This is a genomic window from Halomonas saccharevitans (genome assembly GCF_032333995.1).
In the GTDB taxonomy this organism is placed as follows: domain Bacteria; phylum Pseudomonadota; class Gammaproteobacteria; order Pseudomonadales; family Halomonadaceae; genus Halomonas; species Halomonas saccharevitans.
This window is the reverse complement of record NZ_JAVXUR010000001.1, coordinates 26,885-50,469: the sequence shown is the minus strand read 5'-3', so window position 1 is coordinate 50,469 and position 23,585 is coordinate 26,885. Positions and strand designations below refer to the sequence as shown.

Annotated in this window: 23 protein-coding genes and 1 pseudogene; 7 read left to right on the top strand and 17 right to left on the bottom strand. The window is 67.0% G+C overall.

The annotated features are described in order from the left end of the window. Nucleotides 1-40: 40 nt before the first annotated feature. From RSO68_RS00245 to RSO68_RS00230, 4 genes are all read left to right on the top strand, one after another. Complete coding sequence (locus tag RSO68_RS00245; protein ID WP_089849133.1) at nucleotides 41-565, top strand: FxsA family protein; 525 nt, start codon at nucleotides 41-43, stop codon at nucleotides 563-565. A gap of 209 nt (nucleotides 566-774) precedes the next feature. Then, complete coding sequence (locus tag RSO68_RS00240) at nucleotides 775-1,068, top strand: co-chaperone GroES (protein ID WP_035595572.1); 294 nt, start codon at nucleotides 775-777, stop codon at nucleotides 1,066-1,068. A 62-nt stretch (nucleotides 1,069-1,130) separates the two neighbouring features. Beyond that, a complete protein-coding gene (gene groL / locus RSO68_RS00235) occupies nucleotides 1,131-2,777 on the top strand; it encodes a chaperonin GroEL (RefSeq protein ID WP_089849131.1) in 1,647 nt (548 codons plus the stop codon). 237 nt (nucleotides 2,778-3,014) lie between these two features. After that, a complete protein-coding gene (locus RSO68_RS00230) occupies nucleotides 3,015-3,794 on the top strand; it encodes an RNA methyltransferase (protein WP_315585012.1) in 780 nt (259 codons plus the stop codon). An 84-nt stretch (nucleotides 3,795-3,878) separates the two neighbouring features. Here the strand turns inward: RSO68_RS00230 and RSO68_RS00225 are convergent, their stop codons facing one another. The 11 genes and pseudogenes from RSO68_RS00225 to RSO68_RS00175 all read right to left on the bottom strand — a co-directional run bounded on the left by RSO68_RS00225 (nucleotide 3,879) and on the right by RSO68_RS00175 (nucleotide 15,164). Continuing rightward, complete coding sequence (locus RSO68_RS00225) at nucleotides 3,879-5,228, bottom strand: Na+/H+ antiporter family protein (protein ID WP_315585011.1); 1,350 nt, start codon at nucleotides 5,226-5,228, stop codon at nucleotides 3,879-3,881. A 282-nt stretch (nucleotides 5,229-5,510) separates the two neighbouring features. Further along, nucleotides 5,511-6,536, bottom strand: a complete 1,026-nt coding sequence (locus RSO68_RS00220) for an Lnb N-terminal periplasmic domain-containing protein (RefSeq protein ID WP_315585010.1) — start codon at nucleotides 6,534-6,536, stop codon at nucleotides 5,511-5,513. Between the two features lie 76 nt (nucleotides 6,537-6,612). Further along, complete coding sequence (locus tag RSO68_RS00215; RefSeq protein ID WP_315585009.1) at nucleotides 6,613-7,581, bottom strand: branched-chain amino acid transaminase; 969 nt, start codon at nucleotides 7,579-7,581, stop codon at nucleotides 6,613-6,615. A 135-nt stretch (nucleotides 7,582-7,716) separates the two neighbouring features. Continuing rightward, complete coding sequence (locus RSO68_RS00210) at nucleotides 7,717-8,826, bottom strand: class II histone deacetylase (RefSeq protein WP_315585725.1); 1,110 nt, start codon at nucleotides 8,824-8,826, stop codon at nucleotides 7,717-7,719. Nucleotides 8,827-8,858: 32 nt separating this feature from the next. Next, the gene (locus tag RSO68_RS00205) at nucleotides 8,859-9,800 is read right to left on the bottom strand and encodes an ornithine cyclodeaminase family protein (RefSeq protein ID WP_315585008.1); all 942 of its coding nucleotides are present in this window, start codon (nucleotides 9,798-9,800) and stop codon (nucleotides 8,859-8,861) included. Nucleotide 9,801: 1 nt separating this feature from the next. Next, the gene (locus RSO68_RS00200; RefSeq protein WP_089849121.1) at nucleotides 9,802-10,158 is read right to left on the bottom strand and encodes a RidA family protein; all 357 of its coding nucleotides are present in this window, start codon (nucleotides 10,156-10,158) and stop codon (nucleotides 9,802-9,804) included. Between the two features lie 26 nt (nucleotides 10,159-10,184). Then, nucleotides 10,185-11,219 (bottom strand): annotated as a pseudogene (locus tag RSO68_RS00195) (histone deacetylase family protein). A gap of 11 nt (nucleotides 11,220-11,230) precedes the next feature. Next, entirely contained in the window at nucleotides 11,231-12,508 is a 1,278-nt protein-coding gene (locus tag RSO68_RS00190; RefSeq protein WP_315585007.1) for a TRAP transporter large permease, read from the bottom strand. Then, a complete protein-coding gene (locus tag RSO68_RS00185) occupies nucleotides 12,505-13,050 on the bottom strand; it encodes a TRAP transporter small permease (protein WP_089849115.1) in 546 nt (181 codons plus the stop codon). Before RSO68_RS00185 ends, RSO68_RS00190 begins: the two co-directional genes overlap by 4 nt. Before the next feature lie 71 nt (nucleotides 13,051-13,121). Next, the gene (gene dctP / locus RSO68_RS00180) at nucleotides 13,122-14,195 is read right to left on the bottom strand and encodes a TRAP transporter substrate-binding protein DctP (protein ID WP_089849113.1); all 1,074 of its coding nucleotides are present in this window, start codon (nucleotides 14,193-14,195) and stop codon (nucleotides 13,122-13,124) included. 189 nt (nucleotides 14,196-14,384) lie between these two features. Next, nucleotides 14,385-15,164, bottom strand: a complete 780-nt coding sequence (locus tag RSO68_RS00175; protein WP_315585005.1) for an AraC family transcriptional regulator — start codon at nucleotides 15,162-15,164, stop codon at nucleotides 14,385-14,387. Between the two features lie 243 nt (nucleotides 15,165-15,407). On the opposite strand from RSO68_RS00175, the gene RSO68_RS00170 reads away from it, so the two are divergent. The 3 genes from RSO68_RS00170 (at nucleotide 15,408) to RSO68_RS00160 (ending at nucleotide 18,200) form a co-directional block, all read left to right on the top strand. Then, on the top strand, nucleotides 15,408-16,514 hold the full coding sequence (locus tag RSO68_RS00170; RefSeq protein WP_315585004.1) for a pyridoxal phosphate-dependent aminotransferase: 1,107 nt from the start codon (nucleotides 15,408-15,410) through the stop codon (nucleotides 16,512-16,514). Between the two features lie 45 nt (nucleotides 16,515-16,559). Further along, nucleotides 16,560-16,985, top strand: coding sequence for a DUF2784 domain-containing protein (locus tag RSO68_RS00165; protein ID WP_315585003.1), 426 nt, complete (start codon nucleotides 16,560-16,562; stop codon nucleotides 16,983-16,985). Between the two features lie 624 nt (nucleotides 16,986-17,609). Beyond that, nucleotides 17,610-18,200, top strand: a complete 591-nt coding sequence (locus RSO68_RS00160) for a VOC family protein (protein ID WP_315585002.1) — start codon at nucleotides 17,610-17,612, stop codon at nucleotides 18,198-18,200. Nucleotides 18,201-18,694: 494 nt separating this feature from the next. Here RSO68_RS00160 and RSO68_RS00155 read toward each other — a convergent pair whose 3' ends face one another. Genes RSO68_RS00155 through RSO68_RS00130 form a run of 6 tightly spaced genes read right to left on the bottom strand, consistent with a single transcriptional unit; the run spans nucleotide 18,695 to nucleotide 23,582 of the window. Then, entirely contained in the window at nucleotides 18,695-19,375 is a 681-nt protein-coding gene (locus RSO68_RS00155; protein WP_315585001.1) for a lipoyl protein ligase domain-containing protein, read from the bottom strand. Between the two features lie 39 nt (nucleotides 19,376-19,414). Next, a complete protein-coding gene (locus RSO68_RS00150; RefSeq protein ID WP_315585000.1) occupies nucleotides 19,415-20,185 on the bottom strand; it encodes a 2-oxo acid dehydrogenase subunit E2 in 771 nt (256 codons plus the stop codon). 11 nt (nucleotides 20,186-20,196) lie between these two features. After that, nucleotides 20,197-20,433, bottom strand: coding sequence for a lipoyl domain-containing protein (locus RSO68_RS00145; RefSeq protein ID WP_315584999.1), 237 nt, complete (start codon nucleotides 20,431-20,433; stop codon nucleotides 20,197-20,199). Nucleotides 20,434-20,447: 14 nt separating this feature from the next. Further along, nucleotides 20,448-21,470, bottom strand: coding sequence for an alpha-ketoacid dehydrogenase subunit beta (locus tag RSO68_RS00140; RefSeq protein WP_315584998.1), 1,023 nt, complete (start codon nucleotides 21,468-21,470; stop codon nucleotides 20,448-20,450). Continuing rightward, on the bottom strand, nucleotides 21,467-22,555 hold the full coding sequence (locus tag RSO68_RS00135; RefSeq protein ID WP_315584997.1) for a 2,3-butanediol dehydrogenase: 1,089 nt from the start codon (nucleotides 22,553-22,555) through the stop codon (nucleotides 21,467-21,469). The genes RSO68_RS00140 and RSO68_RS00135 overlap by 4 nt, the downstream gene beginning before the upstream one ends. Nucleotides 22,556-22,595: 40 nt before the next feature. Beyond that, entirely contained in the window at nucleotides 22,596-23,582 is a 987-nt protein-coding gene (locus tag RSO68_RS00130) for a thiamine pyrophosphate-dependent dehydrogenase E1 component subunit alpha (protein WP_315584996.1), read from the bottom strand. Nucleotides 23,583-23,585 lie beyond the last annotated feature (3 nt).

The following is a 23,585-nucleotide window of genomic DNA, read 5'->3' as shown; positions in this document are numbered from 1 at the left end:
CGCCCCCATCACCAGCGCAACTGTCATCCGCGGAGCCACCATGCCCATTCTTCTTATATTCACCCTCTTCGCCCTCCTCGACTTCGTCATCCTCTTCTCGGTGGGCAGCCACATCGGCCTGCTCACCACCTTGGGGCTGGTCCTGGCGACCGGCTTCATCGGCCTGCATCTGATCCGCCGCGAGGGCGTGGCCACCTTCGCCCGCGCCCAGGAGCGCATGAACCAGGGGGAGATCCCCTCGGGCGAGCTCCTGACCGGGGCGGCGCTGATCTTCGGCGGCGCGCTGCTGATGGCGCCGGGCTTTCTCTCCGACGCCCTGGGCTTCATGTGCCTGATCCCCAATGCCCGGCGCCTGCTGGCCAAGTCGCTCACCTGGCTGGGGGTACGCATGAAGGGGCTGCACGTTCGCGCCGAGACCTACCGCCCGCGCCAGGGCAGCGATGCCGACTGGCAGCAGGCGAGCCCACACGGGGATGACGCGACCGAGCGTCGCGACGAGCCTGGCAGCACCGGCGATGACCGCCCGCTGGAGGGCGATTTCATCTCCCGGGACGAGAGGCGCTGATCAGGCAAAAAATTTTCACGGCAGCCCTTGAAAGCGCCCTGCCGAGCCCCACCTATCCGACAGCATCGGAATTCGGCCCGGGAAAGCTCTTCGGGCCATCGACAAGGAAGGCGATAACCGCCTCCACCCCGCAGCCAGCCTGCGGGTTGATGATGAAAACCGCCGGACATTGATTGCCGGCACAGCAAACCATCAGGAGAACGTGAGCAATGAACATCCGTCCCTTGCACGATCGCGTCGTCATCCGTCGCGTTGAAGAAGAGCAGAAGACTGCAGGCGGCATCGTGCTCCCGGGCAGCGCTCAGGAAAAGCCGACTCGTGGCGAAGTCCTCGCCGTCGGTAACGGCCGGATTCTGGACAGCGGCGACGTGCGCCCGCTCGACGTCAAGGTCGGCGACACTGTGATCTTCAAGGATGGCTTCGGCGTCGAGAAGCAGAAGATCGACGGCGAAGAAGTGCTGATCATGAGCGAGTCCGACATCCTGGCCGTTGTCGAAGGCTGAGCCGCGACCCGCCAGCAATCGCCCGATACTGACGTTCACGAACTCACAGGAAGCATACGAAAATGGCAGCGAAACAAGTCAAGTTCTCCAGTGATGCACGCACTCGCATGGCGCAAGGCGTCGACACCCTGGCCAACGCGGTGAAGGTTACTCTGGGACCGAAGGGCCGCAACGTGGTGATCGAGAAGTCCTTCGGCGCCCCGACCGTCACCAAGGACGGTGTCTCCGTGGCCAAGGAGATCGAGCTCAAGGACAAGTTCGAGAACATGGGCGCGCAGATGGTCAAGGAAGTCGCTTCCAAGACCTCCGACGTCGCCGGTGACGGCACCACCACCGCTACCGTGCTGGCCCAGTCCATCGTGACCGAGGGCCTGAAGGGCGTGATCGCCGGCATGAACCCGATGGACCTGAAGCGCGGCATCGACCAGGCCGTCATCGCTGCGGTCAAGGAAGTCGAGGCCCTGTCCGTGCCCTGCACCGACACCAACGCCATCGCCCAGGTCGGCACCATCTCCGCCAACGGCGACAAGCGCATCGGTGAGATCATCGCCGAGGCGATGGAAAAGGTCGGCAAGGAAGGCGTCATCACCGTCGACGAAGGCCGTGGCTTCGAGGACGAGCTGGACGTCGTGGAAGGCATGCAGTTCGACCGCGGCTACCTGTCGCCGTACTTCGTGACCAACCAGGACACCATGGCCGTGGAACTGGAAGATCCGTTCATCCTGCTGGTGGACAAGAAGATCTCCAACATCCGCGAACTGCTGCCGACCCTCGAGGCCGTCGCCAAGGCCGGCAAGCCGCTGGTGATCATCGCCGAGGACATCGAAGGCGAGGCGCTGGCCACCCTGGTGGTCAACACCATGCGCGGCATCGTCAAGGTCGCGGCCGCCAAGGCCCCGGGCTTCGGTGACCGTCGCAAGGCCATGCTGCAGGACATCGCCATCCTCACCGGTGGCACCGTGATCTCCGAGGAAGTGGGTCTGGACCTCGAGCAGGCCACCCTGGACCACCTGGGCACCGCCAAGCGCGTGACCATGTCCAAGGAGAACACCACCATCATCGATGGCGCCGGCAACGACAATGACATCGAGGCCCGCGTCAGCCAGATCCGCGCCCAGATCGAGGAGACCTCCTCCGATTACGATCGCGAGAAGCTCCAGGAGCGCGTCGCCAAGCTGGCCGGCGGTGTCGCCGTCATCCGCGTCGGTGCTGCCACCGAAGTCGAGATGAAGGAGAAGAAGGCCCGCGTCGAGGACGCCCTGCACTCCACCCGCGCCGCCGTCGAGGAAGGCGTGGTGCCCGGGGGCGGTACCGCCCTGGTGCGCGTGCTGACCCGTATCGCCGGCCTCAAGGGCGATAACGAGGACCAGACCCACGGCATCGCCATCGCCGTGCGCGCCATGGAAGCCCCGCTGCGCCAGATCGTCGCCAACGCCGGTCAGGAGGCCTCCGTCATCCTGAACCGCGTCAAGGACGGTGAGGGCAACTTCGGCTACAACGCTCAGACCGGCGAGTTCGGCGACCTGTTCGAGATGGGCGTGCTGGACCCGGCCAAGGTCACCCGCTCCGCGCTGCAGTCCGCTGGCTCCGTCGCCGGCCTCATGATCACCACCGAGTGCATGATCGCCGACGATCCGGACGAGAAGGATGCCGGTGGCGCCGACATGGGCGGCATGGGCGGCATGGGTGGCATGGGCGGCATGATGTAAATCGCCCTCCCCCAGGCCTCGCCTGAGACCAGCCCCGCCGGGAAACCGGCGGGGCTTTTTATTGCCAGCCTCAAGCGCCGGGCGACAAGCGCCAAGGGCTCCGGCGGCTTGGCGGCTTGGCGGCTTGGCGGCTTGGCGGCTTGGCGGCTTGGCGGCTTGGCGGCTTGGCGGCTTGGCGGCTTGGCAATGTAAAATACGTATCCTGACCCACATCACTATCAGGCCTTCCCGAGCCCCATGCTATCGAACATCCGTATCGTCCTCGTCCAGACCTACCACCCCGGCAATATCGGTGCCGCGGCTCGCGCCATGAAGACCATGGGCCTCACCGACCTGGTACTGGTCAACCCGCGCTGCTTCCCCGACCCGGAGGCCTCCCGGCTGGCCGCCGGGGCCGAGGACCTCATCGACACGGCCCGGGTGGTGGGCTCGCTCACCGAGGCGGTGAGCGACTGCGTGCAGGTGGTGGGCGCCAGCGCCCGGCTGCGCAGCCTGCCGCTGCCGCACTTCGACGAGCCGACCGAGATGGCCCGCGACGTCGTCGAACAGGCCGCCGATGACCCGGTGGCGCTGGTCTTCGGTCGCGAGCGCTTCGGGCTGACCAACGACGAGATCCGCTGCTGCAGCCATCAGGTGAGCATCCCGGCCAACCCGGACTACGGCATCCTCAACCTCGCCCAGGCCGTGCAGGTGCTCGCCCATGAGGTGTTCACCGCCTGGCGACAGCGCCCGGAGAGCGACTTTCGCCTGGCACGCCCGAGCCAGGATCGCCAGCCATCCCGGGAGCAGCTGGGCCACTTCCACGATCACCTGACGCGCGTCATCGAGCGCAGCGGCTTCATCACCCAGCCCCACGCGCGCACCGAGGCGCAGCTCCAGGCACTGTTCGCCCGGGCCCGGCCGTCGCGCAAGGAGCTCTCGCTGCTGCGCGGCCTGCTCGCCTCGCTGGAGCAGCATCTCCCCGACGAGGGGCTTCCTGACGAGGGGCTCTGCGACGACCGACTCAGCGACGACTGACTCTCCGGCGAATCGGGGGTAGATACGACGACGGCGGCCCAAGGGCCGCCGTCGTCGGTGGTGCTCATCACGCCGAGCGCGCGATCACAGGGTCATCGCCGCCAGCCAGCCGAAGCCGATCAGCGGGATGTTGTAGTGCAGGAAGGTCGGCACCACGCTGTCCCAGATGTGGTCGTGCTGGCGGTCGACGTTGAGCCCCGAGGTCGGCCCGAGGGTCGAGTCCGAGGCCGGCGAGCCGGCGTCGCCCAGCGCCGCCGCGGTGCCCACCAGCGCCACGGTGGCCAGCGGCGAGAAGCCGAACTGGACCGCCAGGGGCACGAAGATCGCGGCGATGATCGGGATGGTCGAGAACGACGAGCCGATCCCCAGGGTGATGAACAGGCCCACCAGAAGCATCAGCAGCGCGGCCAGGCCGCGGTTGTCGCCGATGATCTCGGCGCTGGCGGTCACCAGGGTCTCGACCTCGCCGGTGGCGGTCATCACCGCGGCGAAGCCCGAGGCCGAGATCATGATGAAGCCGATCAGCGCCATCATCCGCATGCCGCTGGTGAACAGGTCATCGGCCTCCCGCCACTTGAAGATCCCGCCCAGCGAAAGCAGCGCGAAGCCCACCAGGCCGCCCAGCACCATCGAGCCGGTGTAGAGCTGGATGCCCAGCGCCGCGACGATGGCGACGATCGACATCGCCACGCCCAGCGCATGAGGCTCCTGGGCCTCGGAATGGTGGTGCGGCACGTTGCTCGTGGCCACCTCTGCCGCCTCGTAGTCGCGCGGTTTGCGATAGCTCACGAACACCGCGAAGAGCAGCCCCAGCGCCATGCCGCCCACCGGCACGCCCATGGCCACGGGCACCATGCCGCGGGTGATCTCGAGACCCAGCGCCTCGCCGGCCTGATTGATGTTGGCCAGCAGGATGTCGTTGAGAAAGATCGCCCCGAAGCCCACCGGCAGCAGCATGTAGGGCGCCGTCAGGCCGAAGGTCAGCGCACAGGCCACCGCACGGCGGTCCAGGCGTAGCTGGTTCATCACCTTGAGCAGCGGCGGGATCAGGATCGGGATGAAGGCGATATGCACCGGGATCAGGTTCTGCGAGGAGATCGCCACCAGCAGCACCGACCCGAGCAGCAGGTACTTCACCGTGGCCTGGCGACTGGCCGAGGCCTCCTGACCCAGCAGCGCGATCAGCCGGCGCGCCAGCAGATCGGGCAGCCCCGAGCGCGAGATGGCGACCGCGAAGGCCCCCAGGGTCGCATAGGCCAGGGCCACCTTGGCGCCGCCGCCGACCCCGTCGTTGAACGCCGCCAGCGTTTCGGTGATGGAGAGGCCTCCGACCAGCCCGCCGGCCAGCGCCCCGACCACCAGGGCGAAGACCACCGAGACCCGCGCCAGTGACAGCCCCACCATCACCAGCACCGCAACAATTACCGCATTCATGAGAGATTCCCGAAAATGGAGTTGGATTCAGACGAGACGGCGCAGGATTTTACCAGACGGCGAGCGACGCTGCCGGTTGCCGGCAGCGATAATGTCACCGCCGCGTCATCGAACCCTCACGCCGCTGTCACGGGCATCGGCGATAACGGGAGGACCCGGCAAGGGAGACTGCCAACCAGGGTGACAGGGACGCCAGGGGCAGGAGGCCCCACAGGGAGCAAGGCATCAAGGCGATGCCCAGGGAGGAGTGCGACCGCCACGGCGCCCGCGTCGTGGCGTTTTTCATGGCCGTACATCGAGGCCTTCCCATCCCGGCACGCCGCGGCGGATCCGCCGGGAGAAATCGGCGACGTCATGGGCCTGGACGGCCCGCTCGGTAATATCGCCCAGACGGCGCAGCTCGGCGAGATGGTAGCCGTCGATGAGGCCGCCATGCTCACGGACATAGCCCGGCAACAGGCCGCTGAGCAGCAGGCGATGATCCAGCGGCAGCCCCTCGGTGATCTGGCGCATCATGGCGAACACCAGGGTCGTGCAGTTGGCGGTGACGGTGTGATAGAAGCGCGGCTCGCGGTCGAGATCATTGGCCGAGGCCACCAGCGCCAGCAGCAGGCGGCGACGCGCCTCGGCCGAGAGGGTGACGTGGTAGAGGGTCACCCGCTCGCCGCGCACGTTGCTGCGCAGACGCACCGCGTCGCGCTCGTCGGCCGCGATGATCGCCAGCTCGTACTGCTTGAAGAAGCCGCCGATCTCCGAGAAGTGCTCGTCGCATGCCCGGCGCACCTCCACCGAGAAGGCGACGAAGTCATCGACGCGGCCGTCATCCCCGGCGAAGCCGAAGGAGATCAGCACATGAGCGATGCCCGGCCGCCCCCAGCTCGAAACGATCAGGTCCACCGTGCTCAGGCGCTTCAGATCGTAGACGCGCCGCTCCCAGCCGCCCACGGCGATGTCCTTTGTCTGCCAGTCGAAGTGGCGAACATGGTGCAGGGTCAGCCGCTCCCCCACGACCCGACCGGTGGCGAGATGGGCCACATCCTCGGCCCAGTCCCGATCCTTCTGTGGCGCGAGCCGCCGCCACCAGGAAAGTAGCCCGACCAGCTGCACGGCCATGCCGACAAACGGCGCCAGGTAGGCACCCTGCCAGGCAAGCCACAGCCAGATCGCGCCCGACAGCAACCACAGGCCCACCCCGACCCACCGCCAGGGCCGCGCAAGCGGCAGGCGATGCCCCAGGGCCAGTGCGCCCCACAGCGTGGTGATCGCAAGCCCCAGCAGCAGCAGGCCCTCCAGCAATGCCGTGATCATCGTCATCCTTGCCAGCGTGATGGCGCGAGGCTACCACGGCCGCGATGCCGAGGGGCACCGCGACCCGCGCCGAGGCTCAGACGGTGGTCAGCCAGCTGGTGAAGCCCTGGAGGTCGCCGCCGAGATCGCCCCGGGTGACCCGATGGTAGAGCCGCTGCAGCCGAGCGGTCAGCGAATCGTCGGGGATGGGCCGGTCCGGCGCCGGCGCGCCGGCCCGGGCGCCGATGTGGCGCCCGTCGAGCTCGCGCAGCGGCAGGATCTCAGCGGCGGTGCCGGTGACGAAGGCCTCGTCGGCGATGTAGAGCTCGTCGCGGGTGATGCGACGCTCGCGCACCTCGATCCCCAACACCTCGCGGGCCAGGCGAATCACGCTGTCCCGAGTGATGCCCTGCAGGCAGGAGGTGATTTCGGGAGTGTGCAACACGCCATCGCGCAGCAGGAAGACGTTGGCCGCCGAGGCCTCGGCCACGTAGCCCTCGGGATCGAGCATGATCGTCTCGTCGAAGCCCGCCTTGATGGCGGTGTTCAGCGCCAGCATGGCGTTGACGTAGTGGCCGTTGGTCTTGGCTCGGCACAGGCTGATGTTGACGTGGTGGCGCGCCCAGGAGGAGGTCAAGGCGCGCAGGCCGATGGCCGAGGCCTCGGGCGAGATGTAGTCGCCCAGGTCCCAGGCGGGGATCATCACGTGGGTGGTGAGCCCCTTGGCCCTGAGCCCCAGGCCCTCGGCACCGAAGTAGACCGTCGGCTTGAGGTAGGCGCTGGTCAGATCGTTTCTGGTCAGGCACTGGCGCTGGGCCTCGATCAGCTCGGCCTCGCCGACGGGGAGCGGCATGTCCAGGGCGTGGGCGCTGTCGGCCAGGCGACGGGTATGCTCCGCCACCCGAAAGAGATGCGTGCCGCCGGGTCCATGATAGGCGCGCACGCCCTCGAAGCAGCCCATGCCGTAGTGCAGGCTATGGGTCAGCAGGTGGGTGCGGGCGTCGCGCCACGGCAACCATTCGCCGTCGTGCCAGAGCCAGCCATCGCGATCACAGAGCGGGATCATGGTGAACGTTCCTGTGGTTGAAAGACCTGCTGAGAAGACCTGCTGAGAAGACCGGCCGACACAAGTGATCGACAAGAGCGGTCGTCCACGCCGGTCATCAAAAGAGAGTCGTCAAAAGAGAATCGTCAAAAAGACTCAGAGCCGACCGGCGGCGGCCCAGGCCGCGCGCCAGCCATCGATCAGCTCCCTCTGATGAGGCTGCAGCGCCTGATAGCCCCAGGCGGCGATCTCGTCGTTCTGGGGATCGGGCACGGTGATCGCGTCGCCCGCGAGCGCCTCGATCACCGCATGGCCACACAGAGGCACATAGCCCTCCGAGTAACCGCCCTCGTGAACCATCACCAGCCGGCCCTGGCAGACCCGTTCGGCGAGCGCCATCAGCTGGCGGGTCATGTCACCGAAGGCCGCGCTGTTGAGCAGCATTTTGCCCAGCGGATCCTTGGCGCAGGCGTCATAGCCGCAGGCCACCACGATCAGCTCGGGCCGGAAGGCCTCGAGGGCCGGCATCACCAGCTCAGACATGGCGTGGGCATAGGCGCCGAGGCCGCAGCCGGGCGGCAGCGGCAGGTTGAGGCAGGCCCCCTCGCCGGCCCCCTCCCCCTGCTCCTCGAAGGTACCGGTATCCAGCGGGTAGTTGCCCGCCTGGTGAATCGAGACCGTGAGCACCTCGGGTTCGTCATAGAAGGCGGCCTGCTGGCCGTTGCCGTGATGCACGTCCCAGTCGAGGATCGCCACCCGCCCCACCTGCCCGAGGGCCCGGGCGCGCATTACCGCGACCGGGATGTTGCCCAGCAGGCAGAAACCGCGCCCCTGATCGGCCTCGGCGTGGTGGCCGGGCGGCCGGCACAGTGCGTAGGCCCGCGCCCGCTCGCCGGTGGCCACGGCCTCGACCGCCGCGATGGCCAGTCCCGCCGACTGGCGCGCGGCGGCCAGGCTGCCCGGCGTGTAGGGCGCGCAGTCGCCGCCGTCGCCGCCCAAGGCGCGATCCCCGGCCTCGAGCGCGTCCAAGTAGCGCGGGGTGTGGAAGCGCTCGAGATCCCCGCGGCGGGCTGGCCCCGGTTTGCGCACGGCGAGCGTGTCGATCAGGCCGGAAACCTCCAGCAGATTCTTGAGGCGTCGCTTGCTCTCCGGGCTCTCCGAGGCCGGCTGAGGCTGCAGGAACGCCCCGGGAGCCGAGAAGACGCCGATGGCCCCCGGGTCGTGCCAGAAGCACCGCTCGTGCCAGAAAAAACCGGTGGTGGGCACTCCTGAGGCCGAACCGTCCGAACGAACGAGGCTCACGAACTGCCCTCCAGCCGCTCCCAGACCTCGATGGCCGCGGCCAGGTCCTCGAGCGACGCGCCCACCGACTTGAACAGCGTGATGGCCTCCGGCGAGGAGCGCCCCGGATGCTCGCCGCGCAGCAGCTCGGCGAGCTCGGCCCGGATGTCATCGAAGGCGAAGTGCCCCTCGTCGACGGCCTGCAGGATATCGCCCGCCTCGCCCCGGGCGCCGGGATAGGTATCGACGAACACCTCGCTGCGGGCCAGGCACTCGCCGTCGGTCTCGCGCATGCTCGGCCGGAAGGCGCCGATCAGATCGAGATGCGTGCCGGGCGAGAGCCAGTCGCCGTGGATCAGCGGCTGGGTGGAGAGGGTCACGCAGCTGATCAGGTCGGCGTCGCGGGTCGCCGCCTCGAGGTCGCTGACCACGGCGGTGTCGAAGCGATCGGCATACTCGGCCACCAGCCGCTCGGCCTTCTCGAGATGACGCCCCCAGATCCGTACCTTCGCGATGGGGCGCACCGCGGCATGGGCCTCGATCACCATCGGGGCCAGCTTACCGGTGCCCACCACCAGCAGGGTCGAGGCGTCATCGCGGGCCAGTTCCCGAGCCGCGAGCGCCGAGGCGGCGGCGGTACGCCGCCGAGTCAGCTCGCCGCCATCGAGACACGCCAGGGGGCGCCCATGGTTTCCCTCGCTGAGCAGGTAGGCACCGGAGATGGCCGGAAGGCCCCGGTCGGCGTTCTGCGGAAAGACGTTGACCATCTTCATGCCGATGTAGCCGGCCCGCTCCCAGGCCGGCATCAGCAGCATGGTGGCCTCGCCATCCGGCCGATGCATGGCGTGGTGGTGACGCGGCGGCGACTCCACGCCCTCGCGGAAGGTGGTCGCCAGCCGCTCGACCAGCGCCGGCCAGTCGAGCGACATCGCCACCTCCTTGTCGGTGATGATGCGCATCTCAGCCCTCCGGAAGCGCCGCGGTGACCATGATCTCCACCTTCCATTCGGGCTTGGCGAGCTTGGCCTCGGTGGCGGCCCGCACCGGCGGGCGCCCCGGCACCACCCAGCTGTCCCAGGCGGCGTTCATCTGGTCGAACTCCGCCATGCTGGTCACCCAGATCTGAGCGGCGATCAGCTGCTCCTTGGAGGTGCCGGCGCGGGCCAGCAGGTCGTCGATGCGCGCCAGCACCTGCTCGGTCTGGCCGCGCATGTCGGCGCTTGGGTCCGTCGGCACCTGACCCGCCAGGTAGACGGTGCCGTTGTGCACGGTGATCTGGCTCATGCGGGCATTGCTGTCGTGATAGGTGACGGTCATGGCGTGGTCTCTCGTCGTGATGGCAGTCAGGCTGCGGTGAAGCCGCCGAGGAAGGCGGCCAGATTGTCGCCCAGATGCTCGGTGGGGTAGCCCCCCTCCTGCACCAGCACGGTGGGCAGGCCCAGGGCGGCGATGCGCCGCCCCACGGCGATGAAATCCTCGGTCTCGAGCGCCAGGCCGGCCAGCGGGTCGTCCTTGTGGGCATCGAGCCCCAGCGCCACGACCACGGACTCGGGCCGGAAGGCGTCGAGACGCTCGATCAGGCGATCCAGCTGCGCCAGGAAGGTCGCGCCGTCGCTGCCCAGGGGCAACGGCAGGTTGACGTTGGCGCCCGCCCCCTCGCCCTCCCCCGTCTCGTCGGCCCCGCCCCAGAAGAAGGGATAGAAGTCGGCGGAGTCGGCGTGCAGCGAGCCGGTCCAGACATCGCCGCGGCGATAGAAGATGTCCTGGGTGCCGTTGCCGTGGTGCAGGTCGACGTCGAGGATCGCCACGCGCGCATGCCGCTCGCGCAACACCGTGGCGGCCAGCGCCGCGTTGTTGAGAAAGCAGAAGCCCCCGGCCCGCTCGGGACCGGCATGGTGGCCCGGCGGACGACACAGCGCATAGGCCGCGCCCTCCCCGGCGAGCACCGTCTCGGCGGCGGCTTCGGCGCAGGCGGCGCTCGCCAGGATGCCGGCGAAGCTGTCGGCGGTCATCGGACAGGCCATGTCGTGCATGTGCCAGCCAACGAGCCCCACCGGGTGACGGGGATAGTGATGGCCGCCGCCGCAGGGATGGACGTTGGGCGCCACGATCTCGGCGGCGCCCGACAGCGCCTGCCAGCGGGCATGGATGGTCTCGAGGAAGTCGAGATAGCGCGGGGCATGAATGGCGGCCAGGCGCTCGCGCAGCCGGGGGCTATCGACCTAGGTGGGCGGCGTCAAGCACTGCCCCATGGATGAAAGACCCCGCGTCAGCAACTCGGCGCGCACGGGCCCCTCCGGCGAATCCACCGGTCGGCCGCGCAGCAGGAAGGTCGGCGGCGCGTGGCGCTCCTGGTCGGGATGGTAGAAGAGCTTCATGGAAGAGTTCCTTAGCCCAACAGCGACGGGAGCCAGGTGGAGAGCGACGGGAAGATCACCAGCAGCAGGATGACCACGATGAAGGCGACATAGAACGGCAGTGAGGCGACGATCGCCCGCTCGAAGGGCACGTTGGCGATCCTCGCCGCCGTCATCAGCGTCATCCCCACCGGCGGCGTGACGTTGGAAATGTTGAGCACCACGATCATCAGGATCGCGAAGTGCAGCGGGTCCACGCCCAGCTGGATCATCGCCGGCACCAGCACCGGGGCCACCACGACCAGCGCCGGCAGCACGTCCATGACGGTGCCGACCAGGATCAGCAGGGCGCAGACGAGCAGCAGCTGCAGGAAGGTCGAGTCGCTGAACGTGGTAATCAGCCCCGCGGCGTCCCGCGCGATGCCGGAGCGAGTGACGAACCAGCCGAGCACCGCCGAGGTGGCCAGCAGGAAGAACACCACGCCGGAGAAGCGCACCGTCACCACCAGCGCATGCCAGATCTTCTGCCAGCTGAGGTTGCGATAGAACACCACCCCGATGACGATGGCGTAGACGGCGGCGAACCCAGAGGCCTCGGTGATGGTGGTAAGCCCCGAGAGGATGCCCCCGAGGATGATCAGCGGCACGATCATCGCCGGCAGGGCGACCAGGAAGGACACCGCCGCCGCCTTGAGCGGCGTGGGCGCCTGCTTGGGATAGCCGCGCTTCCACGCCAGGAAGAAGCTCACCGCGAGCAGCGCCAGGGCCATCAGCAGGCCGGGGATGATCCCACCGGCGAACAGGTCGATGACGGAGATGTCGCGCAGCAGGGTGGCGTAGACCACCATCACTACGCTTGGCGGGATGATCGGCCCGATGATCGACGAGCAGGCGGTGATCGCCGCGGCGTACTCGGCGTCATACCCCTGCTTCTTCATCTCCGGGATCATGATCTTGCCGATCGCCACGGTGTCGGTAATCGCGGCCCCGGTCAGCCCGGCGAAGAACACCGAGACCGAGACGTTGACGTGGGAAAGTGCCCCGCGGACGCGGCCGAACAGGGCATTGTTGAAAGCGATCAGCTTCTGGGTCAGGCCGCCCTGATTCATCAGTTCGGCGGTGAAGATGAAATAGGGCACGGCGATCAGCAAAAAGCCCGAGACGCCCGAGAACATGCGATCGGCGATGATGCCGAGCATGCGCTCGCCGCCCATGGCAAACCCGCCGGCCAGCCCCGACATGGCCATCACTACGGCCACCGGGGCACCGATCAGCAGCAGCACGACGAAGGCGATGATCGCGGGCGTCATGAGCGCTCCTCCAGGTCATTGGCATCGATGAGTCCTTCGATCAGGCTGTCGTCATCGATGAAGTGTTCCAGCAGGTCGAAGCCCTGCACCAGGTGCAGCAGGATGATGACGCCGCTGATGGGAATCACGATGGCGGTGAACTTGGCGGGAATCTGGATCTGATCGGAGACCATGTAGACCTGGGTGGCGCCCTGGAAGTAGCCCCAGCCGTACCAGACCAGCATCAGCGCAAACAGCGCAATCACGCCGAGGCAGAGCCCCGCCGCCACGGTGATCAGCGCCCGGGGCAGGCTGCGTACCAGTAGCGTCATGGCCACATGCTCGCCGTAGCGCAGCGAGATGGTCATGGAGAGAAAGCCGATCCAGGGCAGAAAGAGTCGCGCCAGGGAGTAGGTCCAGCTCAGGGTGCTGCCGGTGGCCAGCTTGTAGAGAAAGGCGGTGAAAGAGATGCCCAGCATGATCAGCACGCAGGCCACACACGCCACGATCGCCACCTGATTGACCGCATCGCTCAGGCGGCGCAGAGGCTTCAGTAACTGCATCGAATCACCTCCCGGCTGCATCGGCCGGCCGCGCTCGCGGCCGGCCGATGGGGCGGATCGACAAAGAGCGCTCAGCGGCCGTACACGGCGACGTCGGACTCGCTGACCTGCTCGCCAACCCGCGCCACCTCGCCGAGGAAGGCATCGACCTTATCTGCCTCTATGCCGAAGTCGTTGACGATCCAGTCCTTCCACGCCGGGGTGGCGATCTCCGACATGCGGGCACGCTCCTCGGGCGGCATGATGTAGCACTCCTCGAACCGCTCGCAGGACTCCTGCCAGCTGGCAGTGGCGAGCGCCCCGGACATGCCGTGCCCGATGGCGATGGCCTCGCGGGCCGAGGTGACGATGGCCGCCTGCTGCGCCTCGGTCAGGCTCTGGAACCACTCCTCGCTGATCAGCCAGGCGGCGCTGTTATACACGTGGCCGGTGAGAGTGGTGTAGTCCGTCACCTCATCGAAGTTGAAGGTGGTGTTGAGCACGGGGGCGTTGAACTGACCGTCGGCCAGCCCCGTCTCCAGGGCCGTGATCACCTCGCCCCAGGGCAGCGGCGTGGCCGAAGCGCCCAGCGCCTTCATGATCGCGACGTGCCCCGGATTCTCCTCGGTGCGGATATTGAGCCCCTCGAGGTCCTCCACGGTCTTGATCGGGCGTTCGTTGTTGGTGAAGGCCACGAAGCCGCCGCCATCGTCGAAGGTGCCCAGGTAGCGCATGTTGGTCTCCTCGACGGTGCCCGACATGAAGTCGGCGAACCACTCGCCATCGAAGAAGGACCAGGCCTGACGCCAGTTATCGAAGAGGAAGGGTGCCGTCATCAGCTGATAATCGTCATAGAAGGACGACATGGCGCCGGTAGTGATGATGGTCGACTGCAGGGTGCGGCCGCCCTGGACCTCGGAGGCGGTCTCCACCTCGGAACCCAGCTGACTGTTGCCGAAGATCGAGACCGTCACCTCGCCGTCGGTGCGCGTCTCGACCAGGTTCTTGAAATGGACCAGCGCCGGGTAGACCTCGTTGTTGCTCATGTTTTCCGGAAGGATGGTGGCGATGGCCATTTCCGTAGACTGGGCCTGCACCTGGGCGCTGGCGATGGCCAGCGGGAGCGCGGCCAGGGCCGCCACTTGAGGGAGTGCCTTCGACATCATGGTTCATCCTCGCATTCGCGTTGTCATTGTCATTGTCGCGGTCGGCCCTGGGCGGCGGCGCCGGCAACGCCGCGGCCGCGCTCACGCCTAGTACAGCGCGCGCACAGGGCACTGGCCTTCAGCCTAGGCCGCCATCGCTCATGGCGCTTGCCCGTAACTACGGTGGAGTTGGCCGAGACTCGGGAATGCTCAGTTGGCGCGACGTTCGGCGGAGGGAGAGACGTCGAAGCATCGACGGTAGGCGCGGGAGAAGCTGCCCTGGTCGCGAAAGCCCACCAGGGAGGCGATATGACCGAGACTCAGGGCGCTGTGCATGATCAGGGTGCGGGCATGGTCCAGCCGGCGTCGCTGAACGTAGGCGAGGGGCGTCATGCCCGTCAGCTCGCGAAAGCAGGCATGAAAATGCCCGGCGCTCAGGGCGCAGAGCGCAGCCAGACGCTCGACGCGAATCTCGTCGGCGAGGTGATGGTCGATCCAGGCATCCAGGCGCGTCAGGTCGAGACGCTCGCTGATCCCCGGGGCGGCGAGTCCCTCGATGGTCGCCGAGAGGGGTTCGGACTCGAGATGCAGGTAGAGGGCCCGCAGCAGCAGCGCGGCGATCTCGCTGTGCAGGGCCGGGCAGAGTTCGAGCTGGCGCATGAGGCTCGCGGCCAAACGGTTGAGACGCGGCGGCACGCCGAAGAAGCGCGGCCGGTCGAACAGACGCTCGATCTCGTCGCCGTCACGCAGCGCCGGCAGGCTATCGGCGGGGATGTCGAGCACGAAGGTGCGGTTACGGCCGTCGCCCCGGTAGTCGTGATGGCGGCCGCTCGGGATCAGGCAGCCACGGCTGCCGGTAATGCACCCGCCCTGCCCCTCGATGGAGAGCTCCGTGGTGCCTCGCGTGGCCAGGATCAGCTGGTGATGGCCATGATCGTGAGCGATGTGCTCGTGCCCCAGGGTGGCGGTACGCAGATCGAGAAAGGTCATCGGCATCATCGCCTCGCGGTCACCATCGACCGCTTCAACATGCCGGGGCGGATCGTGGAACGCAAACCGCGGCCAAGGGACCACCGACGATACTCGTCCCGCGCGGCGCAAATGCTATGGTGTCGCAAGGTCCATCGCCTCACTCGGGGAGTCGACCCTGCGCCCTCCGACCCCACCTCCCTTCGGCGTCGGCAGGACCCGGCCGTGGCTCCCCCCTTGATCACACCTGACAGGGAGTTCCCGATGCCCCGTTTCCCCGACCACCTGACCGGCGACGGCCCGACCAATCCCTTCCCCGGCATCCGCGTGCTGGAGCGGCGCCTAGGCCGCGAGATCCCTCATCGCCTGGGCTCCAACGAGGGGCTGGACATGCCTCACCGCGCCCTGCGCGCCCACTTCGGCGATGCCATGGTCGAGCACGCCTACTGCTACGGCGACTCCGAGGCGCTGGGCGTGCGCCAGCGCCTCGCCGAGCAGCAGGGTGTCCTGCTCGAGGCGCTGCTGGTCGATGCCGGCGCCGACAGCCTGATCGCGCTGGCCCTGCGCACCGTGGCCGAGCCCGGCATCACGGTGGTGGCCACCGCAGGCACCTACCCCACCTTCGGCTACTTCGCCAGGGGCCAGGGCTGCCGGCTGGTCGAGGTCGCCTACGACGAATCGCCCGGACGCCTCGCCCCGGACCTCGAGGCCCTGGCGGGCGCGGCGCGCGAGACCCAGGCACGGCTGGTCTATCTCGCCAACCCCGACAACCCCAGCGGGCATCTCCACGGTGACGATGCCGTGCGCCGCCTGCGCGAGGCCCTGCCCGGCGACTGCTGGCTGCTGCTCGACGAGGCCTATCACGACTTCCGCGAGGACCCCGACACCCCCTTCGCCCGCGAGGTGCTGTCCGGGGTGATCCGCCTGCGCACCCTCTCCAAGGCTCACGGCCTGGCCGGGCTGCGCATCGGCTATGCCATCGCCGAGCCCGAGACACTCGCGATGATGATGAAGGTGCGCATCCACTATGCGGTCTCGACCCTGACCCTGGCCGCCGCCGAGGTGGTGCTCGACCACCCCGATGAGACCCGCGAACACATCGCCGCCGTGCATCGCCGCCGGGCACGCCTGGCCGAGCACCTGCGCGGCCTCGGCGCCGAGGTGCTGCCCAGCGCCACCAACTTCATCGGCGTGCAGATGCAAAGCGCCGAGCTCGCCGAGCGGGTCAACCGCGAGCTGCTCGAGGCCGGACGGCTGATCGCCCGCCCCGCCCATCCGAGGCTCGGCCACGTGCTGCGCATCACCGCGGTGGAAGACGCCCTGGTGCCGGGCCGGCTGGCCATCCTCGAGGAGGCCCTTCGCCAGGCCTGATTGCTAGCCCTCTGAGCGTATCGACCCCGGGAGAGGCGTGACACCATGGAAACTCGCCTGCTCTATTCCCTGGCGGCGGATGCCATCCTGGTGGTTCACGCGGCCTTCGTGCTGTTCGTGGTACTGGGACTGGCGCTGACGCTGGTCGGCAAGGGGCGCGCCTGGCACTGGGTGCGTCATCCCGGGTTCCGCCTGGCTCACCTGGTGGCGATCGGCATCGTGGTGCTGCAGGCCTGGCTGGGCGCGCTCTGTCCCCTCACCGCGTGGGAGATGGCGCTGCGGGAGAAGGCAGGAGACGTCGTGTATGCCGGCTCCTTCATCGCCTACTGGCTGCACGAGCTGCTGTACTATCAGGCCCCCGCCTGGGTCTTCATCGTCGTCTACACGCTATTCGCCGGTCTCGTGATCCTCAGCTGGTTCTGGGTTCGCCCTCGCCCCTTCCGCCGCAAGGGACGCCATGACGCCCGCTGAGGCATGATATCGCGGTCCGAGTGATTCCCCCCGGGTCGTCGCGGAGGAATACCTCCTCGGCCGCGAATTCAGCGTGGCCGTCCTGGGCGCCAGAGAGGCCGGCGAGGAGCCGATATACCAGCCACCGCTGGAGATCGAGGACAAGGTCCAGCGCACCGTGGAGATCCGGGTGAGCGAGGCGACCCGGGAGACCCTCCAGGCCTATCGCTTTGGGTACTTAAGCGCCCCTGAAGGGGCAATGATTCGAGACCCCATCAGCGGTGCCTTCTTCTACGCTAACCGCCTAACCCGTGGATCGACTCTCGCCTCCGTCGGTCGTACCCGGGCCCAGCCGAGCTTGGCCTTATCGACCACCTCCCCGGCGTCATGACGACAAAGCGAGACACGACCTTTGGCGAAATGACAGTCGTGACAGGTGTCACGTGACAGGTGTAGCGCCGGCGTATCACCATGGCCGACTCGAATCCTCCCTTTTCCTTTAACCCCGTTATAACTCAGCACATTAAACAGCGATCGTGATACACCAGCTTCTTGGCATGGCCCTTGCTCAAAGTATCCATGTTGCCCGTGACATACCGCGGTGACCATCAATACAAAACAACTCATGAGACACGGAGTCATGCCATGACTTTCACTCTGAAGCGTAAGCTACTTACCCTTCCCTTGTTATTAGCCGCACAGGCCGCACAGGCCGAACTGCCCGGCATGCAGGGGCCTCAACACTTTGGCTTTACCGTGCCCGACCGTCAGGCCGCCGTCGACTTCTTCGTCGAGGTGATCGGCTGCGAGGCCTACTTCACCATCGGCCCCTTCGGTCCCTTCGAGGACGACTGGATGACGGTGAACCTGAACGTCCACCCGGAGGCCACTATCCCTGCCGCCCACCTGGTACGCTGCGGCGACGGCACCAACCTCGAGATCTTCGAATACACCGCGCCGGACCAGCGCACCGAACAGCCCCGCAACAGCGACATCGGCGGACATCATATCGCCTTCTATGTCGACGATATGGATCAAGCCGTGGCCTATCTGAAGGAGAACGATGTGAAGGTACTGGGTGAACCCCACACCTTCACCGAAGGCCCGATGAAAGGCCTGACCTGGGTCTACTTCATGGCGCCTTGGGGCATGCAACTCGAGATGGTCAGCGTGCCTTTCGGCAGCATGGGGTACGAAGAAGAGAACAGTGGTCGCCTCTGGGACCCCAGACACTAACCTCTGATCGCCTCTCGCCCCCTTCTTCGAGAGGGCCGCGAACCGACACCGGCGAAAAAGGCGAAAAAAGGAGATGGCCGATTGGCCATCTCCTTTGTATTACCCGCGACACGCAAGGACATGCCAGGGTAGCGCCCGCCCAAGCAAGGATCGCATCGATCTGGATGATCGGTTGAACATGGGTAAAGTTCGGCAGATCGCCCAGCATTTCCTGGCCGTGATGCGCGAGTGCGGCCTGAAATTCTTCTGCGGAGTTTCTCCAGACATTCATCAAACAGACGAGTGCCACGGCCAAGCCATCGGCCGCGACGATGCCTTGCGCACCTTGGTGCGATCCCTGTTGTCACCCCAGAAAACCGTTCACCAACGCCAAGTGTTGGTTGAGGGAGTCATCGACGTCGAACCTGACCCCGTTTTCGCTCGGCTAGGACATGGAAGCACAGAAAGTGGCGCTTCTCTTCTCGTTGCTAGCGACGTATCAATAGGTTGTGTGACTATCCCCGGTAACGCGCCAGCAGCGTGTCAAGGGTCTCTGATTGGAAGCCGGGGATCGCCTCGCGCAACGCGATGTGTCGCTCGGCCCGGAAGCGCATGGGGTCACCGATACCGGCCTGGAAGTCGTTGACGACCGCCACCAGCTCCGCGGGATCCCCCTCGACCTGCATGGCGCCATGCACCAGCAGAGCCATGTCGCGACAGCCCCGCACCCGGCGCCAGCGCTGGGCAGTGCCGACCAGCTTGCGCCCGGCGATGCGCACGTTGAAGCGCCCATCGCAGTAGGAACCGGCGACCGGGCCGAGATCGGCGTCCGCCACGCCCAGATGACCGAGCCAATCGCACCAGGGATCGCCCAGGCGGTGGTAGCCCCACTCCAGGTGAGCCGCCGAGCCGCCCACCCGGCAGCGCTGGGCCAGGGCGACATTGATCACCTGGGGCGACTGGGGCACCGGCGTCCCGCCGGTGGCACGGAAGCGAACCGGCCAGCCCCTCTCGGCCAGCCGTGCCCGAGCCTCGGGAAAGTCCGCCAGGCGCTCGTGGCGGCGCGGCATCACCAGGCCTCGGTCCCGGGGCGACCAGGCCAGCCAGCCGAGCGATAGCTCCCCCTGGCAGACCATATCGAGGAGGGCCTCCTCGGCGAGGAGACCCTCCTCCACCGTGGGGCGTTGCAGGGTCATGCTGGAGATCTCTAGCGGAACGGCCATGGCTCCCCCGGGTCAGCAGCGCAGTTCATGGTCGAAGGCATCGGGCGCGATGCGCTCTATGCGCTCGATGAGTCTATCGAGAAAGGCCGCCGCCGGCGCGCCATTGACCGCGCGATGATCGAAGGTCAGCGACAGGCCGATCACTTCGGCCGACCGAACGCCGCCCGCCTCATCGGGGACCACCCGCGCCTCGATGCCACCGATGCCAAGAATCGCCACCTGGGGCAGGTTGAGGATCGGCGTGAAATGATGCACCCGGGAGCGCCCCAGGTTGGAGACGGTGAAGGTCGCCCCGGTCAGCTCACGGACCGAGAGCTTCCCGGCGCGGGCCTGCTCCACCAGGTCGCGTCGTGCGCCGGGCAGTGCCCCCAGTTCGACCGATTGGGCATCGAACAGCGCCGGGGCCACCAGCAGGTCGTCAGGCAGCGGCACGGCGAGTCCCAGGTGCACCACAGGGTGCTCGGTGATGCGGTTGTCTTCCAGGGTCGCGTTCAGGGCCGGAAAGTCCTGGAGGGTCTGCACTACCAGGCGTAACAGGATGTCCTGCACCGAGGGCGGCGCGAGCCCGGCGCTACGACAGTGCGCGCGCAGCGCCTGCACGGCGCCGAGCTCGGCACCGGCATGGTGGGTGAGCTGGGCGGTCGACTGCAGGCTCTCGCGCATCTTGGTGGCGATCATGCCGCGCATGCCGCGCAGCGGGATCTCGCGCGGCTCACGTCTTCCGTCCGCCGGCGAGTGAGCCGCCCCCCCCGGGGCGGCGGCATTCTGGGTGTCGAGTGACATGGAGAAACTCCTCAGGTTTCCAGGCTGGCGATGGAGGTGCCCTTGGCGACCACCTCGTCTTCCTGCTTGGCGATGGTCAGTACTCCGGAGACCGGGGCCTCGATCTCGTACTGGGCCTTCTCGACCATCACCTCGGCCACCAGGTCGCCCTGGGCGACCTCGCTGCCGTCGTCGACTAGCCAGGCGGTGATCACACCTTCGCCGGCGCCTTCCCACAGGTCCTCGGGTACGGTAATCGCAGTGTTCACAGGTCTCTCCTCGGTCAATGGTTTCGCAGCATCTGATGGAAAGCGGCGACGATCTTGTCGGCATTGGGCAGGGCCCACTGCTCCATCGTCGGCGCGAAGGGGATCGGGATATCCGGGTAGGCCACCCGCGCCGGGGCAGCCTTGAGGCGATGGTCGTGTTCGACCACGCTGGCGATGATCTCGCCGCTGACGCCGAAGCTGTGGTAGTCCTCATCGACCACGATCAGCCGGCCGGTCTTGGCCACCGAGGCGCGCACCGTCTCGCGGTCCAGCGGCACGAGGCTTCTCAGATCGACGACCTCGGCGTCGAAGCCTTCATCCCCCAGCGACTTGGCGGCACGCAGGCAGTGGTGGACACCCGCGCCCAGGCTGACGAGGGTCAGGTCTTGGCCTTCCTTGACCACGGAGGCCTTGCCGATCTCGACGGTGTAGGGCTCCTCTGGCGTCGCCACGGTGGCGCCCTTCTCGGTGCCCAGCCAGCCCATGCCCTGCAACGACTTGTGGTACATGAAGACCACCGGGTTGTCGTCGCGGATCGCCGCGGTCATCAGGCCCTTGGCGTCATAGGCGTTGCTCGGCACCACCACCTTCATGCCCGGCAGGTGGGCGAAGGTACCGTAGAGGCACTGAGAGTGCTGCCCGGCGTCCGAGTAGCCGCCGCCGGTGGAGGTCATCAGCACCATCGGCACCTTGACCTTGCCGCCGGAGAAGTAGGTATTCTTGGCCATCAGGTTGTAGATGGCGTCCATGCACACGCCGAAGAAGTCGACGAACATCAGCTCGACGATGGGGCGCATGCCATCGGAGGCGGCGCCCACGGCGGCGCCGATGAAGGCGGTCTCGGAGATCGGAGTGTCGCGCACACGTTCGGACCCGAACTCCTCATGCAGGCCCCGAGTGTTGCCGAAGACGCCGCCGAGTGGGCCCACATCCTCGCCCATCACGAAGACCGACGGGTCCTGGCGCATTTCCTGGGCCGTGGCCTCGGCCATGGCCCGGGCGATGGTCAGCTTGCGAGAGCCGGTGACAGTATTCATGACATGACTCCTTCGCCCAGCCGCTGGCCGGGCCGTACGATGATCTTGATGTGCGACTTGTCATTGAGCAGGGTCTCGAACCCCTGCTCGACCACATCGTCCAGCACGATACGTGCGGTAATCAGGTCCTGGGCGCGAAAATAGCCCTGCTGCATCAGGGCCATCACGGCGGGATAGATATGCCGGTAGGCGATGATGCCCTTCAGGGTACGCTCCTTGATCACCAGGTCATTGGGTTGGAAGGCCGCCTCGGTTTCCCAGATGCTGACGATCACTGTCTCGCCGCCGGCATGGGTGGCATTGATGGCTTGGTCCAGCACGGCGGAAATGCCGGTCACCTCGAAAGCGAAGTCGGCGCCACCCTGCGTCAAGGCATGCACCTGCTCTACCGTGTCTTGCTCTCGGGGGTCCACCACCTGGGCACCCAGCTCCCTCGCCTTGTGCCGGCGCGAGTCAGAAGGCTCCACGGCCACGATGCTGGCAGCCCCGGCGGCCTTGAGCGCCTCGATGATCATCAAACCGATGGGGCCTGCACCGAAGACCACGGCACTGTCACCGGCTTTCAGCGCGCTCTGACGCACCGCATGCAGGCCCACGGCAGCCGGCTCGATCAGTGCCCCCTGTTCATAGGAGAGGTCATCAGGCAGGGGGTGAACCATGTGCTCACCGACGACCGTATATTCTGAGAATCCGCCGCCGCCGCCCGAGAGACCATGGAACCCCAGCAACGGCGTCAGGTTGTAGCGCTCCATGAGATAGTGGCCATCTCGATTCGGCGAAAGGATGGGCTCGATGGCGACTCGGTCCCCCGGCTTGACTCGGGTGACACCTTTGCCCACTTCCACGACCTCACCGGCGAACTCGTGGCCCATGATGATGGGGGCCTGCTGCTGGCTGAGAGGATGCGGGGCATCGACCGGGATAAAGATGGGGCCGGCGCTGTACTCGTGAAGGTCGCTGCCGCAAATGCCGCAGGCCGCGATCTTCACCTTTACCTGGTGCGGCTCCTGGACGGTCGGGACCTGGACCGTTTCGACGCGGAGGTCTTTGGCTCGGTGCCAGACTGCCGCTTGCATCATATTCATGACGTTACTCCTGATTGTCGTTTTCGGTTCTTCGTGGCAATCAGACGAAGACGGTCTCGAGGGCCGCCTCGGCGGGCAGGAAGTCGCTCTCCCGAGCGAAGTGGATGGCCGCCTCGACACGTTCGTGAGCCTCGTCGACCAGGCGGCTGTCGGCGGCCTCGTCGAGCAATCCGGCCTCGATCAGCGCCTGGCGATAGCGCGGGATGGGATCATGACTCTGGAGCCCGGCCTTCTCTCCTTCGGGCCGATAGTCCTCACTATCCCCCATGAAATGACCGGCCAGCCGCGAGGTCTCGATCTCGATCAGGGTCGGCCCTTGACCGTCACGGGCCCGGGCGATGGCCTCGCCGGCCGCGGCGAACACGCCCTCGACGTCGTTATCGGCGACATGCACCCCGGGCATGTTGTAGCCGCTGGCGCGCAGGTCGTTGCGCGGCACCGCGGTGGAGGCCTGCTTGGCCACCGAGATGCCCCAGGCGTTGTCCTCGATCACGAACACCACGGGCAGCTGCCAGACCGCCGCCAGGTTCAGGGCCTCATGGAAGGCGCCCTGGTTGGCCGCCCCCTCCCCCAGGAAGGCCACCGCCACCCCGGGCTTGCCCTGTATCTTCCGGGACAGGGCGGCGCCGGCCGCCGGCCCCAGGCTTTCGCCGATGATCCCCGAGCAGGAGAAGTTCACGTCGGCATCGAAGATGTGCATGTGGCCGCCACGACCGCCGGAGAGGCCAGTCGCCTTGCCGAAGATCTCGGCGACCATGGCATTGAGGTCGACGCCCTTGGCCACGGCGATATGGTGCGGCCGGTGGGTGGCGACGACGACGTCCTCGGCGCCGAGGTGGGCGCAGACCCCGACCGCACAGGGTTCCTGGCCATTGGAGAGGTGCATCTCGCCGGGAATCGGCCCCTTGGCCATGTTGAAGACCGGCATCTTGCCTTCCATGTAGATCGTCTCGATGCGCTCCTCGAGATGACGGCTGGTCACCATCTGACGGTACATCCACAGCCGCTGGTCATTGGTCGGTTGCATGGG